This window comes from Paraburkholderia sp. GAS82, from assembly GCF_050436285.1.
GTDB classification, from domain to species: domain Bacteria; phylum Pseudomonadota; class Gammaproteobacteria; order Burkholderiales; family Burkholderiaceae; genus Paraburkholderia; species Paraburkholderia phenazinium_B.
On the sequence record NZ_JBNDLX010000007.1, the window covers coordinates 215,943 to 233,368 of the forward strand.

Below are 17,426 nucleotides of genomic sequence, written 5' to 3' on the forward strand. Positions count from 1 at the left end.
GTCTCGCTTTAGCTACCGGTTGTCGGAAGTGCGGCCAGCGCTCCGGCGGCCGGCGCGCGGGTCGCTGCAGTGGCAGCGGTGTCCGCCGTGGCGGGACTCTCCACCGGCTTGACGAGAGCGCCCGTACGCGCTTTCTGCGAACCCGCGACGATCACCCGGTCGCCGGCTTTCAGCCCGCGGGTGACGATCCAGTCGGCGCCGTTGGCGGTATCTGCGGTGACGTGTCTCTGCTCCACCTTGTTGGCAGCATCGACCGTCAGCACGCTGGCCAAGCCGTCGGAGGCGCGCGAGACGGCCAGTTGCGGCACGGTGATCGCCTGCTGGTTCACGCCCTCTTCAAGCCGGGCACGCACGAACATGCCGGGCAGCAATACGCCATCGGGATTCGGGAACACGCAACGCAAGGTGACCGAACCGGTGGTCGAATCGACGGTGATATCGGAGAACAGCAGCTTGCCGGCCTGCGCATAGGGAGAGCCGTCTTCCATCACCAGATGAACCACCGCGCCATCCTTGCCGGCCTGCTGCAACTGACCGCTGGCGAACTCTTTCTGCAACCGCAGCCAGTCCGCCGACGAGCGGGTCACATCGAGATACATCTGGTCCGTGGCCTGAACCGTGGCCAGTGCGGTGGTCTGTTCCGCCGTGACGAGCGCACCTTCTGTCACGCTGGATTTGCCGATGCGTCCGGCAATCGGCGCGACCACCTTCGTGTAGCCAAGATTGATGGCTGCCGTCTTCAACGCGGCGCGGTCGGCGACCGCATCCGCTTGCGCTTCCTGCAACGACGAGATCGCGTCGTCATAGTCCTGCTGGCTGACGCCCTGGACCTTCCACAGCGCCGTGTAGCGCGTGGCTTTGGTTTGCGCCGCGGCGGCCGTGGCCACCGCTTTCGCGAGCGTGCCAACGGCCTGATCGTAAGCGGCCTGGTAACTATCGGGATCGATCTGATAAAGCACGCTGCCCGCCGCGACCACCGCACCTTCCGTGAAGAGGCGCTTTCTCACGATGCCCTCTACCTGCGGCCTGACTTCGGCCACGCGTATGGCGGAGAGCCTACCGGACAGCTCCGTGCTGGCGACCACAGCGTGCGGCGCGATGGTTACCACGCCGACTTCGGGGACCATTTGGGGTGGCATCTGCGGCGCCTGTTGACCGCAACCCGCGAGGGCGAAGGCGGCGATCGCCGCCACGACGGCAAGCGGGCTTACTACCGTTGCACGCGGCGAACGTGCCGGCAAAATATGAACTCGTGTCATGCTCAGGGCATCCTTCGACTGGGTTCGACAAAGGGCCGCCTGGCATGCAATGACGCATGCGTCCTTCAAACGCGTAAGGAGAACGAGGATATGTCGCCTGCGAATGCGCCTGATTTCGCGCACAACGGAGCGCGGCGCCAGAAGCGGCGCCAGGCTCGAGGGAAACCGCGCAATGCCATGCCAGCGGCTATGGATGACCCAGATTAGCGGCCAGTCGATTACGGTGGCTTAGGGGTTGATTACAACGTGTAACCCAATGCCCACCCTCTACTTTGCCGCCGCGTAATAAACTGTAAGCGCCGCTAAGAACCAGCAACCGGCGCGGCCCGGTATTTCGCTATATTTCGGTGTGCGACCGGCCAGCAACCGGCGCGGCGGAATCTCCGCCCTCGTGCGCCTCGCCATGCTCTTGTGCGGATACACACCGCCCCTTACAGCGTCAACAGCGCTCACCTCGTCAGGCCCAACCATGTCCGACACGCCAATCCAGGTCCTGCTGGTCGACGACGACGCCGATCTGCGCGATCTGCTGAGAACGTTTTTCCAGCAACGCGGCATCGAATTTTCGGTGCTGCACGATGCGAACCAACTGATGCGCCGCCTCGAACGCGAGCGCCCATCCATCGTCGTGCTTGACCTGATGATGCCGGGCATCGACGGACTTACCGCGCTCAGACAACTCCGCACGAGCGGCAACACCATTCCTGTGATCATGCTGACGGCGCGCGCCGACGGCGTGGACCGCGTGATCGGTCTCGAACTCGGCGCCGACGACTATCTCGGCAAGCCGTTCATGCCGCAAGAACTGCTCGCGCGCATTCACGCCGTACTGCGCCGCCACGCGCAAGCTCCGTTAGCGGTCCAGGCGGAACGGCGGGAAGCGTTTCGCTTTGGGTGCTTTCGTCTCGACTTCGCGACGCGCACCCTGTATCGCGATGACGAGCCACTCAAACTCACTGGTAGCGAATACGCGCTGCTCGAAGTGTTCGCGCTGCATCCCATGGAGGCGCTCTCGCGCACGAAGCTGGTTGACCTGCTGCACGGCCCCTACGCGGAAGTGACCGAACGCGGCATCGACGTACCGGTGTGGCGCCTGCGCCGCCTGCTCGAGGACGACCCCGCCAATCCACGCCGGATCCAGACATTGCGCGGCATCGGCTACATGTTCGTACCAGGCAACAGCGACGATGAAAAACCCGCTTAACACGCTGTTCGGCCGCCTCGCGCTGATGACGGTCGGGCTGATCGTGCTGGTTCACGTCACCTTGCTGATCATCGTCGACTCGGAGCGTGGTCAGCTCGATGCGACTCATATGCAGCACGCGGTACAGCTTGCCATGCAGGCTGAGCACGACGGCTCGCTCGCCGTCTCGAGCATCGCTGCGACGCTCGGCGTGACCTACGTGCCGGCGGACAAGGCGATCCAGTACGGCTGCCCCGCGCCTTGCACGAACACGAACACGCCGTTCGACCGCGACCTGCGCAGCAAGCTGCCACCGGGCAGTCAGGTCATATTCGATCCCGACAACGGCGCCGTGTGGGTGCGTTATGCCGGCAATGCGGACTGGGCGAAACTGCAAAACGCGGCGTTGCCCGGGCGGCGTTTCCTGAGCGCATCTTTATTGATGCTCGCGCTAGCCGTGATCATCGCGCTGCTCGGCGCATGGTATTTGCAGCGGCCGCTGCACAGGCTTGCGCGAGCCTCGCGCGAATTCCGTGTCGGCCACCGCGCGCCCGTGGTGCAGCCAGGTGGTCCGCGTGAAGTGAAAGAGTTGATCGGTGACTTCAATCAGATGGTGCATGAACTCGCGCAAGCCGAACAGGAGCGCGCAGTGATGCTGGCGGGCGTTGCGCATGACCTGCGTGCCCCGATCACGCGAATGCAGGTGCGCGCCGATCTCCTCCCCGACGAAGCGAACCGCAGCGGCTTTCTGCGTGACGCCGAATCGCTGTCGCGCATCGTGACGCAGTTCCTCGACTTCGCGCGTGAGACGGCCGATACGTCCCCGCACGCGGGCGTCGACGCACATTGCCACCGTCACTACGGCGACAGTCTCGCAGACGATGCGCTGGTGCGGCTTAACCTGCACGCCGGTGATGGTTTCAATTTGCCGCTGGTCGACCTCGACCGGATTCTCGCCAACCTGATCGAAAACGCGTTGACGTACGGAGAACCACCAGTGGACATCTCAACCTTCAGGCGCAACGGCCAGTACGTGTTGAGCGTGCGCGATCATGGCGGCGGCATCCCTGCCGGGCAACTCGAGCGTGCCTTGCAACCCTTCGTGCGGCTCGACGAAGCTCGTGGAGGTAACGCCCATTGCGGACTGGGACTTGCAATCGTCCGACGCCTCGTGCGGTATAACGGCGGGGCATTTAGCGCGGAGAATGCGCCCGATGGGGGATTTGCAGTGTCGTTGACGTTTCCTGCTGCACACGGCGGCAATCGCGGCGGCGCGTGACACCACACGCTGGCAATAGAAAACGCCCTTCGCGCGATAGAAGCCTGCCCCCTCCGGACCAATCACGGTTGTTCGCCGCAAACTTGAGGATGTCAACGGGTGACACACGAGCTTCCGGGAAGCCAGGAGACATTGAAACGCGTGTGCGGCAAGAGTGGGAAGATTTGGACGGAACTGTGCCGTTGAACATAAAGCGTCCACAAAATAAGGCATAAGCTGTCCGCAAAATATGGTGCAATCTTGAAATACTTTGCACGCAATAAACCATAAATTGACCTATCAAAACAAAATAAATCATATCCTGTCCAAAAAAATCACCGATAAAACAATCTACTTTTTTATTTTATCTGGGCGAAAATCCGACTAACATGAACTTAGGCTCAATCCTTACGAGCTTCTGCCCCAAGGACCACAGTTCCGCGATGGTCGAGGATGAGATGGAGTCATTCATGCAAATTTGGCAAGCATCGTCAGTGGCCTTGCAACCCGAGCTCTCATTGTCGCCCTGGCAGATATTCGAAACGGCGAGTGGCTCGAGGCATTTTTTTCGGCATCGACGTATGAGACGGAACCGGTCGAGTCAGTTCGGCCATATGTCAATTCGATTCTGTTGCGGTTAAAGGCCTCACGAACTCCGGGCGTGTGTATTAACTACGAGGACCATTTAGCCACTGTCAAGATACCCAAAACGTTTTGAAACGCGCGTGTAAATGGAACGGTGTGCCTTCCCACGTTGATGTCTCGGCGCAGGTTACTGCAGAGAGACCCGATGGCTATGGAGTGTGTTTATTCATAGAACCGGCTCGATTTCCTGGCTGGCGGCAGGTACCGTCATCGATATTGAACAGGCGGCTCCGCCATGAAATGGCTGACGCGTTTTGCTTCTTCGCAAAAGAATATTGATGGCGTTGCCAGGTGGCTCGGCGCGGCGATAGCGTTGCTCGGCGTGGTCCTCGTGCTCGTCATATTGGTCCCGAGGATTTTTAGATGAATGAAACCGTGGTGATTTCTTATGATTTCCAGAAGACGCTGCGGCCGGGACTCTGCTCCGGCGCGATACCCAAGACTTTGAACGTGGCAAGAGGAGCGCCATTGCATCCGAACCAACCGAGACAAGAGATGAAGCGGCTCAACCCTTTTTCAGAATGGCTCCTCCGCTTCACCTCGTCGCAAAAGAACGTTCACCGCGTCGCGATATGGCTCGGTGGGACAGTCTCCGTCCTCTGCATATTGTCCGCTGTCGCATTCGTAATCTTATGCTAGTCCGTTAAACCGTTTGTTATAGGAACCGGTGCTTCAGCAGACGCAGTCACTTTTCTTGAGGGGGTTTCAAATGGCGGTGTGGAACGTAGAGAGTGTCAATGGAGACCCAGAAATCGTCCTGCTTTGCTGGCGCGTTATGGAGACTGATGTCGGCGAGCACCACCTTGTCGGCGTCCGAGATGACTTTACAGGACGGGTAAGCACTGCCATAAAGCCGTCCGACCCTTCGCGGATGGTGGCGACGACCGAGTCGGGGCGCATCTATCAGTTGCGCGGCGCGCCTGGCGACAACGCCGACGCCCAGTATTTCTGGGAGAAGTGGCGCCTTTTGAACGGCGTCCGGAAATCCTTTGACGTGAGTGCAACAGCTTACTAGGGGAGCAACAGCATCGGCTAAACACGAGTTGGCGCGGCTCGAAGAGGCGTCACATTCGACATCGAGCATGCAGTGGACTATGTCGCGATGCAATTCCCCCAAGGTGTACGACATGAGTTCGCTACCGTCACTTTTTACATCGGGATTTCTAAACAAGACGGCCCGCAGCCGCCTGCCTTGAAGTTCGCGTTTTGTTGACATTGGTTTCGCTTGCGGCTGGGTGGTCTCGGAGACTGGACATGAACATCGCAGAAGCAGCCAAGTACCTCTTCGTAAGTCGCCGGCACGTAAGGCTATTGCTCGAACGCGGCAAGATAACTGGCACTCCCACAGAGAACGGAGACTATGCCATTGACGATGCATCTGTCGAGAAATACGCGGCAGATAGGAAGCGCGCCGCCAAAGAATATTTGGATTCGCAAACCGAAGACAAGGGCCCTCTCGGCCTATAAGGCCGAACTCGCTATGCGAATCCGACGTCCGAGCCGGTTGAGGCGACTATGAAATGGCTGTTTCAATTCGCCGAGTCACAGAAGAATGTCGATTTCGTGGTCGAGTGGGTCGGCCGGATTGCCGTAGTGCTCGGACTGATAGTTGGCTTCATTTTTGTGGTCGCAATCATCCGGAAATGACCCTCTTTCTCCGCGCGGGCGCGGGCGATGTCTATCAAGGAGCCAGATGACGACCTATGACGAGGATGTCTGCGCGTGGGCATTTGAACAAGCCCGATTTCTGCGGGAACGTCGTTTCGACCTGCTGGACATCGAGCATCTTGCTGATGAGATTGAAGATATCGCGAAGGCGGAACTGGTTGAGCTAGCCAGACAGATGTCGGTCCTGCTCGCCCTTTTACTCAAGTGGAACCACCTGCCCGCCGAGCGCACCGACAGTCGTTCGGCAATGATTGAGGCGCGACGGCTGGATGTTGCCGATATTCTGGACGACTCACCGAGCCTGCGTGCCCGGATTGGCGAACCCCGAACTTTCCAGTTGATATGGTCGGACGCACTCGCTCAGGCGACGACTGAAAACGGACACGATTCGTTCCCGTCGGAATGTCCTTGGGCAATCCACGATGTTCTTTCTGAGGGCTGGTTGCCAGCCGATGCCGCGAAGCTTCGCCACGTGGACCTGACGACCCTGGCGTTCGACATCGATGCTACTTACCTACGCGTTGGTGGGAAAGATGGTGCTCGCATCCGCTACCGCCGCATTAATGTTGGGCGACCCACGAAAGGCCTTAAAGCTAAAGCGGAGAAGATAATTTCGCGTATGGCACTGATGATTTGCATGCTCGCGCCTGATGTGGTGGATACGATTCTCACCATGCCGTCTGGGACGCTCGAACGTTTGGTCAAAGCGAAGGTCGGTCGCGCACGAACACCGAAACACACTCGAGGATTGGTCAAGCGTCGTCCAGCAAGTACTGTCTTTCGTATCCGGGACAGTCAGCGCTGATGGACCAATTCGCTTCAATACCGGATATCAGCTCATTGCGAAACTTGCGATGTCGACGAAGGAGGCGAAGATGACCCAAGTCTTTGCATGGGGCTATGTGGGGTGGATGACGCAGCGGGCCTCGGGCTATTCGTTATCGGGGTACATCGACGGCCTGGAATTCGACATTGTCACGGACCTGCCGCGAGAGGCCGAGACGGCATTCGCTCGCGCAGCACGTTCGGCGTGGTTGCGCCGCAAATCTCGGCGCCTCCGGGGCCTACCCGCCCGGGAGTCTCCGCCCGCCAATTCGCTAGATACCTACCATGAAATATCTCTCAGAATGATTTTCGTGGCTGTCGTGACCACGTTATGGAGCCGTGTATTCAGGTGACCGACTAAAAATAAATCAGATGAAAGTGCACGAATTCAAGCGTGCGCACAGCTGCGTCACGCTCGGTCCCGCATACTTACCTGGTGACGAAGCGACGCTCGTGTTGCATGTGTCCCGGGTTTGGTTTGATAGTCTGGTGCGGACGGGCGAGTTGATTTGCAACCCAACGCGGGGGTCTTACCCATCGACACGCCCCCCGACTGCACGTGGGCGCCGAATACCGGGGCGTGACTCGTACACCTCATGGTGGGCTTGCCAACACTACGGGTGGCGTATTCCGCGCAGAATCAAAGACCGCTTTTCTGTGAGCTTACTAACATGAGCCTTTCGACACTACCTGCTACCTTTGTCTGGTCGAGAATGGGCATTGAGTCAGGTGAAGCGCTTGACGCCATCATCACGCGAAAGGATTGGGAGAGACAACTAGGTGGCGGCGTGTTTTACTGGGGTATTGGCCAGTCACTTGGTACCGCTACGGCGAGGGCTGCGATGACTCATGGTTCGCTGAAGGCAGTCTTCAGTCCCATGCGAAGTGCTGCTAAAACGCATGATGTGAATCCGGACAAGGTCGTGGTGTGGACCGCCGCCGGGTCAGCCGGAGGAGAAGTCACGCCGCTGCCTGCGCATGTGCTTGTTACCAGCCGCTCAACGCTACCGTCAGGTAAGCCGAAGGTGAATCATTACGCTCTCGTGTGCGCATCGGATGACTCGCTCAAGAAAGCTCTGCGTGTTCGGCTAGCACTTGCGGATATTCGCAATTTCGAAACAGGCCGGGGCCTTGGCGGCTCACAGGTAACGGCTGTTGTCGAGTATCGGGAGCCCCATCCGGTGCCAGCCGACGGATACCCGGTTGCCTTCATCGCAAGCCTCGCGCTTCCCCACCAGGTAAAACTCGCGCTTCCTCGCATCTTGTCGCGCGACGAGCAGGAGACCATCGAACGCGTCTCCCGCTCTGGGTCTCTCGATGATTGGCGCACGCTGGTGAGCGAACTGCGTTCTTAGACGACGCGTGCAGCCGCTGACACCCGTGTTTTGCAGCAACATCAAATGAGTCGTATGGTCCGCGGCGGCGTAGACAATTATCTCCGGCAACGGAGCACTACTCTCGTAGTAGGTAGGGTATCCGTAATTCGTTCCCCGGAGGAAGACCTGGTACACCTATAGGTGGTCGGGCGTACAGAAAGGCTGGTCCAGCGCGTGTAATTTGCCGCCACAGCGGCAATAAACTCAGCGGGGGACCAGATGACAAGCATGTACCTGGCGGATGACGGAAAGCTGGTCCGCTTTGACCGCAAGCCATACGGACAGGAGAAGCAGTTGCAGAACCTCCTCTCGACTTTCCCGGAGTTGCTCGCTGATGGTTTGCCAGGTCCAAACAATAACGGGCGAAGCAAGTGGCTGCGCGTGAGAGACGAATTTCCGTTGAGCGACGGCAACGGTAGCTCCCTCAGTGTTGACCATCTGTTCCTCGACCAGGAAGGGATTCCCACGCTCGTTGAAGACAAGCGCTCGGCAAATTCGGAAAACAGACGGCAAGTGGTGGCCCAAATGCTGGATTACGCGTCGCTTATGGTCGGTTGCAGCGTTCGCGACATCCAGAGCCAGTTCCGGGCTTACCGCCCAACAGAGGCGGATACTCTGCTATCTGAGTTTCTGGGGGAGCAAGATGCAGACAACTTCTGGAAGACAGTTCAGACCAATCTCGAAGCTGGTCGGGTGCGACTGGTGTTCGTTGCCGACGAGATTCCCGCAACATTGCGTCGACTCATCGAGTTTCTCAATGAGCGGCTTGACGTCGAAGAAGTGGTTGGCATCGAGATACAGCGACTTGAGAGCGGTGGGCGCGAAGCATTTGTCCCAACTGTTATAGGCCGCACGGCGCGAGCAGAGACCCGCAAGTCTGCCGAAACCGGACAGGGGGTGTCGCGCACAGTCGATGACTTCGTCGAATTGGTCCAGAAGAGGGAAAAGTTTACGAAGAACGGTATCAGCAAGGGGGAATACAAGACGGCCATGCTCGCCAACCTTGAACGGTTTCGCGATTGGGGCAGGCAAAATAACCTGGAATTCGCTGTCGGCACATCCTCAGGAGACAACCCTCGCTTCACATTGTGCCGTGCCGGCGGACAGCCGCTTGTCGGGGTGCACGCGGACGGTGGTCTGTACGTACCCAGTAAGAGGTTGAAGACCGACACTGCAGCACTTCAAGATTTCGGCAAACGTCTTCAATCAGAAATCGGCATTGCCCTTCCGCTCAATCTCAATTGCGAACTCTGCAAATTGTTCGAGCTCTCGCCGGAACGCCTGGAGAAGCTACTGACCTTGCTGTACGAATACGCTTAGCCATCGCGCAATCAACGCGAAGATTGCAATTGCTGATTGCACGAGGTGACCTTGTGCGTTCACACACCTGGAGTGGTAAGTGATTGCCACTCTTTGACAAGCTCAAAGTTCTTCCGAAACCACGGTCCGCGAAACACACTTAAACCCATACGTTGAATGCGGCCAGCGAACTCGCCCATCAGCCAGAAGTGACGGATTGCAACGAATGCCATGATGGCCTCAAAATCGACTGCCGGAATCGGTGCGACACTGCGATAGCCGTTCACGAAATGTCCCCACTTGGTCTCGGCTTCCTCATCCGGCCTTTCAAGCTGCCGACCTAGCAAATTGTTCCAGAGATAAACGGCCAGGTCATAGGCCAGGTAGCCTGGGCCACCATCGTCGAAGTCGAAAAATGAGGCCACTCGCACGCCTTCCGGTCCATCGCTCATATGCGTGTTCCATCCGTGGCAATCGCCGTGGCAAGCGACGGATGTGAGGCCATTGAGTGTTGCTATGCGTCCTTCGAGGCTGCGCGCAATCGAGTTCAGCATCTCGCGAACTTCTTCGCCCAAGGCCCTCGTCGCTAACAAACGCGCTAGCGGGCGGCGCAGAAGATGGTCAAAATCGAGCTGGTAGTTACTCGGAGGCCCCTTGTAGTCTCGAGAGAGCACGTGGATGCGCGCGAGCTCCGCGCCCATCGTTGCGATGTCTGCAGCCTCATCGCCCGGTGCTTCGCCTGAAAGGAAATCAAAGACGACCAGGGGACGTGGCCCTTCAGGCGCGGCGACCTCTGCGCTGAGTGCGCCGCTTTTAGCTACCCAAGGCGCAGCGACCGCTGCTCCGGCGCGTTTCAGGTGGTGGAGCAGCGCCGTCTCGTAGTCGACATTCGGCACGCCTCTTTCCAGCCGCGAGCTCAGGCGCGCGACGCAGCGTTGGCCGTCAGCCAGAGCGACCTCGTACATGTCGTTAAAGCCCGATTGCAACAAGGTGCAATCATCGATTGGTGCGATATCGAACGCCTGTTCAAGCACTCTGCGAATCTCATCGCCCCCGATGGTCGAGTAGACGACCCGCATCGGGTTTGAACCATTCGTCTGTGTGGTAAGCATCGTCGATATCCATCAGGAAAGAACATCAGCGAGAGATTATGCTCCACCTGTTCGGCCGAGAAAATCGGCGATTCATATCGGAACGTTGCTCTCAATCGCGATTTGATGCATTTCGCATTATTCCGTCAGTCAAGGTGCACAAGCGCCCATATCTAATCTGCGCCGATAGGGCCACTTCGCTTTTCCGCCAACCTTGACACGGCGGCCGTCTCTTTCTATCTTTGTCGTGTGGGCTAGTTGCCGCCCGTCAGCGTGTGCGCTCCCGTCTCGGGAGTACGGCAAAGGCAGATTCCGCAGCACCTCAAAACCGAGTTTCCGTCAACGAGCCCGGCAAAGCACACCGTCGAAATGGCTCTGTCGACTGGAGACTGGTATGTCCTCCCTTGGCCGATTGCCCGTGGAAGCGCAAGCTTCTTCTCTTGTGTCGTTTCTTGCTCAGGCACAGCACATCCTTCCCCTTCCCATTGCTCTTGAAATCAGCGCAGCAATGCGTTCGACTGACGAGCCGCCGCCGCGCTTTTTGCAAGTCGCGTTAGCTGGTTACGGTATCCGAATCAAATACTCGTCCTGCCTGAAGGCTGTCGCATTGATGGATGGCTTTCAAGGACACGTTTCGAGACCGAGACCCGTGTGGCTGACGGCCCATTACATGTTCGACACACCGGCCTTTACGCCTCGGGTAAAGCGTCACAGCAAAATCCAGGACGCAACTGCCGACCTATGCTTGCAACTCGCGGGAATCCTCTCCAGGGCCGGAGAAAGGCCATACGGTTATGTGAATCGCGCTGATGACTATGTCGAATTCATATTCGTAGGAAAGCCGCTGGTTGGAGCGCGATATATTCTTGCCCGTAAAGAGCCTGACGACTCTCCGTCAAAGATAGATGAACAAAGTACCCTGAGGGCAATAGAGCGCGTTAGACGACTTGTAGAGGGGCAGTTCGGTGGCTGGCTCGATGGCGCCGCGCAAGTTCCGGGTACGAACTCCGCTAGGCTCTGCCTCATTAAGGATGGCGTCCAGCTAATGACGGGCGCTGAGTCAAGCATTCTGGCGATTTATGAGCGCGATGAAGGTTACGAGCGTCAGGTAATGTCGTCAATGATGCGGCGTTCGGGTGAAAGCGTGCGCTATCAGGTATGTAGCGTCTCGGGCGATGGCAAACCAATACCTATCGACGACAAACTCGCCGAGCGCATGGGGCAAAGGCTGGCTACGTTCCACCGGGTCAACCGGACCGAACTTGCAGCCTTCATAGATGAAAAACATAAAGAGCAGTTTCAGGGTGGCTTCGGGGTCGACGCTATTAACGTAGGTCGCCTGAACGAACTGCTTGCTGCACGCAACATCTCAACCGAACAGGTGGCTGGGATGGTTCAAATGGACGCAGCTTCGTGGTCGTCAGCTCTGGCCAGACTGCAGTTGTCTCGTGAGACGCTCTTTAAATTGACAGAAGGTCTCGGCCTGCCTTCGGCTAACGACCTTTACTTTGACTCTCGCCGACCCATTAGCCAGTTCGTCGATGGCAAACAGATGGACGAATGGATGCGAAGTTTCGAACACTTACGTCTCGTCGTATCGGAAACCGCAAGGCTCTCTCCGCTCGCGCAGCGGCTAATCGAAAGGCTCCAGCGGCTGGACCGACGTGCAGATAACTCTGTTGTCTTAAAGGAAGTCTACTCACAAGCGAAGGCCGGCGGCCTGCAGTTTACGGTAAAGGTTGAGAGGAGATTTGTTCGGGACCTGCCGATTACCCGTGAACGACTTGCGCTAGTGGGTGAGCTTTCGCTCTGGGACATGAAGTTTTTCGACGCTCTACCTAAAGGTAAGGACCGTGCCGACGCAGACCCAGCCGCCACTCAGGCCTGGACCGAAATGAAGGACGCAAATCTTTCAAGCTTAAATTCCGTGGAAATTACAGCAAACGACTTGATAGCCCTTCAAACGGAGATTACCCAGAGATGTCGCGAAGGTAAAAAGCAGGGATGGGAAACAGCAACCCTGGCGTCAGCCAAGGTGTTTAAACAGACAACGAACCCAGCTCACACAGCGCAAGCAGCAACGCTGCGGGTGACTGCTCTCGGGCGGCTCATCCGGAGAGGGACTGTCAGAGAGTGGGTTGGCTTTCCGGATAAATCTGCCGACATGGAGTCCATCCCACTAAATCTGTTGGAAGCTGCTGCACGGTGCCCCTTGATTCGAACGGGTGAGTTGGCCGAGGGTAACATCGAGCTCTCGTTCGACATACCATCGTTCCGCCGTTTGGCAGTTGAATTCGCTAAGCGAGGTTGAGGCGGAAAGCCGTGGCTGGCCGTCCCGGGAGGCCGGTCACTAGCCAAAACACAAGAGCGCGACGATGTCATCTTCCTAGCGCTCTACGACACCATGAACGGTACGGAGCAGTGGAAGGCGGGGTGCGTGGGGCTGACCATCGCCTACTGGCCTTCTGCTGTCGCAGGAGTCGCGCTCGAAATCTGTTTGACCGGCGGCGGATTGGCTCGTGGCTTCTGCGACTGACCATCCTGCTTATCGCCATGCGGCTGGTCATCATGCATTTTAAAACACGTGTGCTGAAGGGGATTCTGGGTCGCAGCCACTTCGGCACCAACAAGAAAGACAACAAATACCGTTCGCTGGCGGAAGAGCAAAAGGCGTACGCGGGATTAGGAGCATAAGCGATGGCATGGGAAGGTAGATTGTGGGTCAAGTTGCGCCGGCAGTTAACGGACGAGGAAAAGTCCCGCCAGCTCAAGGTCGATAGTCCGGCCAGCGGGAAGGCGCACGATGACGATTCGATATTCGGAATGAATGACACATGGCTCGAAACCATGAATGCGGCGTATCAACAGCGTGGCATGCTGACGTATGGCTGTATCTTTATCTTCGCGATGGGAGTGATGTTCGTCTGGGGGATGGTCTGGGCGCTCAGTAATCCTCCGCCGAATACCAGTGGTGCAGAATTGATGGCAGCAATGGCTTTCGTCGTTGTCTTCATGCTCTTTGGATTCGGTGTCATTCTCGTGTCGCTATGGGGCTTTAGCCAGGAGTTGTTCACCTGGACCCGCATTCCCATCCGGTTCAATCGCCAGACGCGCATGGTGCACGCCTACCGGGGGGCAGGCGCGAAAGGTGTCATTTCAGTCCCTTGGGACAAGGCGTTCTTTTTCATCGAGCAGCGTCCGAAGGACCCGATTTCCAGGAGCACGCCGTACGGGCTACGCTGTCACGTGCTCGATGACCAGGGGCGCGTTAGCCAGTCGTTTTCGTTCGGTCGCACGGTCTACACCATCGACGACGAGACGACGGAGAACGGTCGTCAGATAGTGCATGCCCTGAACGACCAGTTCGAATTTGTCCGCCGATACATGGACGGCGGACCGTCCGCGGTGCCGGCACCGGAACTCGTTCCGACCGAAGTCTCATTCCGTAACAGCTACCGGTTGTGGCAGCGCACGAACAGAAAACTGCTCTCAGAGGGCAATGTGGCGGCGACCGTGCTCGCCCGGGGCCTCTCGCCGTTCGCTACGCTTACCGCCATCCTGCATTACATCGGTATGCGCACCAGTCGTGAACCCACCTGGCCGGCCGACCTGGATACTGGTCGTGCTTCGCTCGCTGGCCTGTAAGCCGGACACTTCCTTTCGGACGTAGACGGGGTGGCAATGGGTAGCAACGTGGCATGCGTTGGTTGCAAGACCACGCACGGCGGGACGATTACGACTGGGAACGGGCGCAGCCGCCTACAGGAAGTTTATCTTTGACTATGTTGATGCCCAAATTGTGCCAGGGTGTTTTTTGGGCGACCCAGCAAAATTGAGGAAACCCTTTCAATGGATGAGATTTAAAAAAACTGAAGTAGGCCGCGACATCATGCTGAAGACTATCCTCTCCTTGTCTTTGTCCGTTGGACTACTTGCTTGTACTGTCAACACCGCTCAGGCAGAGACTTTTTCCTGCACCGCTGATAAGAACACTGTAGGTCACTTCATGGAAGTAACGCTTCAAGACGGAAAGATTAGCAAGTTCGACTATTCCAGTTCCACACCTGTATCGGGTAGCGTAAACAACTGCTCTGTTGATTCAAACGGGGCGAAAGTGTCCGAGCCAACTGCCGGAGTTTAGGCGTTTGCGTTGCCTGGCAGCGATATGGTACCGGTGTCGAAGAAAGGCAAGCAGTTTGTCTTTGATTTTTCGAAGGTGGATATCACTGCCTTTTGCGGGCATTCGTCCACCATGGCGCAGCATCCGACTATCACGCCTGGCGCAAAACGATGCTCGGACATCGACAATTTCTGAGCGACAGAAAACCGAGAGGTCCTGTCTACTTCAATAGGAATTTTCGTCAGCGAGGCAATTGAGCTATGGCTCGTAGATTTATTCTGAAAGACGATAAAACAGACAAAGACGGCGTAGTGCTCGATGGCATCGCTGGTTCCTCCTTCGACGGGCGTCCTCTGGCATATCTCGGCGGCCCTGTTCTCTGTCATTCTTGCAATACGGAGGGTGTCATAGTCACAGATGGCTCTCCTCAAAGGTCACCGTCATGGGCAAGCAGGTGGCGTTGGAAAACGACCTCTGTCGATGCAAGTGCGAGCCTCTGCCCAAGCTCATTGCGTCGCAGACGGTGGGCAAAGTGTCTAATTGACACCCACCGGCGCACTGTCTGGCGTGCTCGGGACATCACCATACTCCGATAGGTGGTTTATGCGCGTTCATTGCAGACCACTTTCGTCCGCGACCTTGGAAGCCGTGTCCTGGATTTACCGCTGCGCCCGAGCCAATGGGCTCCCCGCAAACGGGTCATTTCGCCAGTCGACCTTTTCTCGATTCTTCCCCGACGGCTCGACATTTGAGGATGCTTCGAAGTGCTCGACGGTTTGCCCGGCGCTAATCGCTTGCTGTAGCCACTGTGGCATCTCTCCTTCGCCGTTCCACGTGTCCCCCGTTGCACTACGGTAGCGCGCTCCTATCTGCTTTGATTGCTCGCCCGCTATTGCCGAGGCCAGGTGTTCTGGCCTAATGCCAACCTCCTGCATACGGCGACGGAGATAAGCAACCATGCTATCCCGCTTTCTTTCGTCCATGAACCACTCCTTCTTAAGCTGATTGCTTGGCGTTCATCGCACACCGTTTGCGGTGAATCGCACCGTGCGCGTGTTGCGCCGAATTAATGAGGTAGTCATGCTGGTGGCAAGCTATTGCGTGTCGAGAGGCGCGGGCCCCGCGACTTACCTGACTGACGAATCAGGAAACCGATTCGTCAATGTCGTATCTGGGTGTCTGGATTGATACAGAAACTTCGGTAACCTAGAAACTCATAGCCGCAGTATGCATCCACATGGCATGATGCGCTCGACTCTGTCGACGACAAAGTGAGTCCGGATGGCAAAACCAGAACAAATCCAGGCGGCACTGAAGGCGCTTCAGGCTCAAACCGACGCCTTGGTAGCAAAGAAAGCTCGGACGTTTCAAATCACACGTCTCGTTACACACAAACACACTGGTAATCTGCGCTCCAAATATAGTGGCTTCACTACTGACAAGTGAGGCACGTATGAAACGAATCTTTGCGCTGATGCTGATGGCTGTATGTCTCGGAACCGCGTTGAGCGGCTGCATAGTTGTACCTGGAGGCGGCGGCTACTATCACCGCTATTAACCTCCGCTGAGTGGCTCCCCGTCAATGCTCAACCATTGGAGCAGCCCCCTGAAGCGCCGCACAGTCTCCCGTTTACAGTAACGGGTACCGCGTCATGCGTATGCAGTTCTCCGGTTGAGCGCAGGCCCATGCGGCCACATCGGCAGCGTCGGCATGACGGCAAGGTCGCCGTGGCGAAGAGTACTCAACGCCGGTGTTCTGACGGCTTCGAGTTTCATTGCGACAACGGCGAACCGCTGCGCGTGACGTTTACGTTGGGCTGCTGCGACCACGAAGCGACGAGTTGGGAGGGAACCCAGTTCCAGGAAGCATTTACGAAACGCCGTCATTGCAAGCGCGCATCCGTGTCAAAGAATTCAATCCAGCGCGTTAACAAACCATCTTTGATGGTCATAATATGAACCCACTCAGTTTCAAACGGCTTACCGGTTGAACGGATGTTGGCCCTGACCCATCCGAGCACGACGAGGCGGTCTCCGGCCTCAATAAATTCGCGGGGTTCGAAATTCGTTATGTCGTCAGCAGCAGCTAACCTCTGAAAATACACGCCGACCTCGCCTTTCGTCCTGCAGTGAGTTGGAAACGGCAACTTAGAGGGGCCAACAACCCTCCACTCGACGTCGTCTGCGATAAGCTCCAGTACAGCTGATATGTCACCGCGTCCGAAAGCTTCATAGGCCCTCTTCGCAAGAACTAGTGGTGTGTCCATGTGAGTCTCCTGACAGGGAAGCAGCGTCTGAGGAAAGGTCAGTTACGACCGCTTGACTCTATTGCGTTGGAGCACGCTCGACGGCCCGTTCTCAGAAGATAGGTTACGTTGACAGCAAAGCAAAGTCATGTTTCAGTTTTTCAAGATGAAAATTCGCTTGGCAGCGTGTCAAAGCTTCGAAGGAACCCACGCTCACGATTGAAGGTCTTCCACGCCCTCCAGAACCTCCCTGCGTGAGACAAAAAAACTCTCGTCCAGTCGACGTCAAAGGTCGCCGACAAATTCGAGCGATATCCGCGCCCAACCGCTCTTTAAACCGATGACCGTCCCATCTGGTGGCCAGGAAGGTGCGGCCTATACCGTTCGCTCGGTGGAGAATCATTTTTCTCTGGCCGCGCAGATTTTTTAATGGGTCGAGCGGCTGCGCTTCCGCAC

The 17,426-nt window shown here is 57.2% G+C and carries 15 protein-coding genes and 2 pseudogenes; 12 read left to right on the forward strand and 5 right to left on the reverse strand.

Translation table 11 applies throughout. The features are described from left to right. Positions 1-8: 8 nt before the first annotated feature. Positions 9-1,259, reverse strand: a complete 1,251-nt coding sequence (locus P3T17_RS22855; protein ID WP_429409009.1) for an efflux RND transporter periplasmic adaptor subunit — start codon at positions 1,257-1,259, stop codon at positions 9-11. 469 nt (positions 1,260-1,728) lie between these two features. On the opposite strand from P3T17_RS22855, the gene P3T17_RS22860 reads away from it, so the two are divergent. After that, positions 1,729-2,463 (forward strand): response regulator, encoded by a 735-nt coding sequence (locus tag P3T17_RS22860; protein ID WP_074267752.1) that lies wholly within the window; start codon positions 1,729-1,731, stop codon positions 2,461-2,463. Then, positions 2,447-3,721, forward strand: coding sequence for an ATP-binding protein (locus P3T17_RS22865; RefSeq protein WP_429409010.1), 1,275 nt, complete (start codon positions 2,447-2,449; stop codon positions 3,719-3,721). The genes P3T17_RS22860 and P3T17_RS22865 overlap by 17 nt, the downstream gene beginning before the upstream one ends. Positions 3,722-5,030: 1,309 nt before the next feature. Here the strand turns inward: P3T17_RS22865 and P3T17_RS22870 are convergent. Further along, the gene (locus tag P3T17_RS22870) at positions 5,031-5,561 is read right to left on the reverse strand and encodes a hypothetical protein (protein WP_429409011.1); all 531 of its coding nucleotides are present in this window, start codon (positions 5,559-5,561) and stop codon (positions 5,031-5,033) included. A gap of 38 nt (positions 5,562-5,599) precedes the next feature. Between P3T17_RS22870 and P3T17_RS22875 the strand changes: the two genes are divergently transcribed. The 5 genes from P3T17_RS22875 to P3T17_RS22895 all read left to right on the forward strand — a co-directional run bounded on the left by P3T17_RS22875 (position 5,600) and on the right by P3T17_RS22895 (position 9,534). After that, positions 5,600-5,812, forward strand: a complete 213-nt coding sequence (locus P3T17_RS22875; RefSeq protein WP_429409012.1) for a hypothetical protein — start codon at positions 5,600-5,602, stop codon at positions 5,810-5,812. 48 nt (positions 5,813-5,860) lie between these two features. Beyond that, entirely contained in the window at positions 5,861-5,992 is a 132-nt protein-coding gene (locus P3T17_RS22880; protein WP_429409013.1) for a hypothetical protein, read from the forward strand. 46 nt (positions 5,993-6,038) lie between these two features. After that, positions 6,039-6,818, forward strand: coding sequence for a DUF29 domain-containing protein (locus tag P3T17_RS22885; protein ID WP_429409014.1), 780 nt, complete (start codon positions 6,039-6,041; stop codon positions 6,816-6,818). A 691-nt stretch (positions 6,819-7,509) separates the two neighbouring features. Beyond that, on the forward strand, positions 7,510-8,193 hold the full coding sequence (locus tag P3T17_RS22890) for a hypothetical protein (protein WP_429409015.1): 684 nt from the start codon (positions 7,510-7,512) through the stop codon (positions 8,191-8,193). 240 nt (positions 8,194-8,433) lie between these two features. Beyond that, complete coding sequence (locus P3T17_RS22895) at positions 8,434-9,534, forward strand: hypothetical protein (protein ID WP_429409016.1); 1,101 nt, start codon at positions 8,434-8,436, stop codon at positions 9,532-9,534. A gap of 59 nt (positions 9,535-9,593) precedes the next feature. On the opposite strand, the gene P3T17_RS22900 is transcribed toward P3T17_RS22895, so the two are convergent. Beyond that, positions 9,594-10,625, reverse strand: a complete 1,032-nt coding sequence (locus P3T17_RS22900; protein WP_429409017.1) for a phosphotransferase enzyme family protein — start codon at positions 10,623-10,625, stop codon at positions 9,594-9,596. A gap of 373 nt (positions 10,626-10,998) precedes the next feature. Between P3T17_RS22900 and P3T17_RS22905 the strand changes: the two genes are divergently transcribed. The 4 genes and pseudogenes from P3T17_RS22905 to P3T17_RS22920 all read left to right on the forward strand — a co-directional run bounded on the left by P3T17_RS22905 (position 10,999) and on the right by P3T17_RS22920 (position 15,268). After that, positions 10,999-12,915: a hypothetical protein gene (locus P3T17_RS22905; protein ID WP_429409018.1), complete on the forward strand. Its 1,917-nt coding sequence runs from the start codon at positions 10,999-11,001 to the stop codon at positions 12,913-12,915. Between the two features lie 257 nt (positions 12,916-13,172). Next, complete coding sequence (locus tag P3T17_RS22910) at positions 13,173-13,298, forward strand: hypothetical protein (RefSeq protein WP_429409019.1); 126 nt, start codon at positions 13,173-13,175, stop codon at positions 13,296-13,298. A gap of 3 nt (positions 13,299-13,301) precedes the next feature. After that, positions 13,302-14,249, forward strand: coding sequence for a DUF6708 domain-containing protein (locus P3T17_RS22915; RefSeq protein ID WP_429409020.1), 948 nt, complete (start codon positions 13,302-13,304; stop codon positions 14,247-14,249). A 735-nt stretch (positions 14,250-14,984) separates the two neighbouring features. Then, positions 14,985-15,268: pseudogene (locus tag P3T17_RS22920) on the forward strand (PAAR domain-containing protein). 115 nt (positions 15,269-15,383) lie between these two features. Here P3T17_RS22920 and P3T17_RS22925 read toward each other — a convergent pair. Beyond that, complete coding sequence (locus P3T17_RS22925) at positions 15,384-15,707, reverse strand: H-NS family nucleoid-associated regulatory protein (RefSeq protein WP_429409021.1); 324 nt, start codon at positions 15,705-15,707, stop codon at positions 15,384-15,386. A gap of 688 nt (positions 15,708-16,395) precedes the next feature. Here P3T17_RS22925 and P3T17_RS22930 point away from each other — a divergent pair. Then, a pseudogene (locus tag P3T17_RS22930) lies at positions 16,396-16,578 on the forward strand (IS3 family transposase); the annotation flags it as partial. Positions 16,579-16,607: 29 nt separating this feature from the next. Here the strand turns inward: P3T17_RS22930 and P3T17_RS22935 are convergent. Continuing rightward, the gene (locus tag P3T17_RS22935) at positions 16,608-16,991 is read right to left on the reverse strand and encodes a nuclear transport factor 2 family protein (RefSeq protein WP_429409022.1); all 384 of its coding nucleotides are present in this window, start codon (positions 16,989-16,991) and stop codon (positions 16,608-16,610) included. Positions 16,992-17,426: the final 435 nt, after the last annotated feature.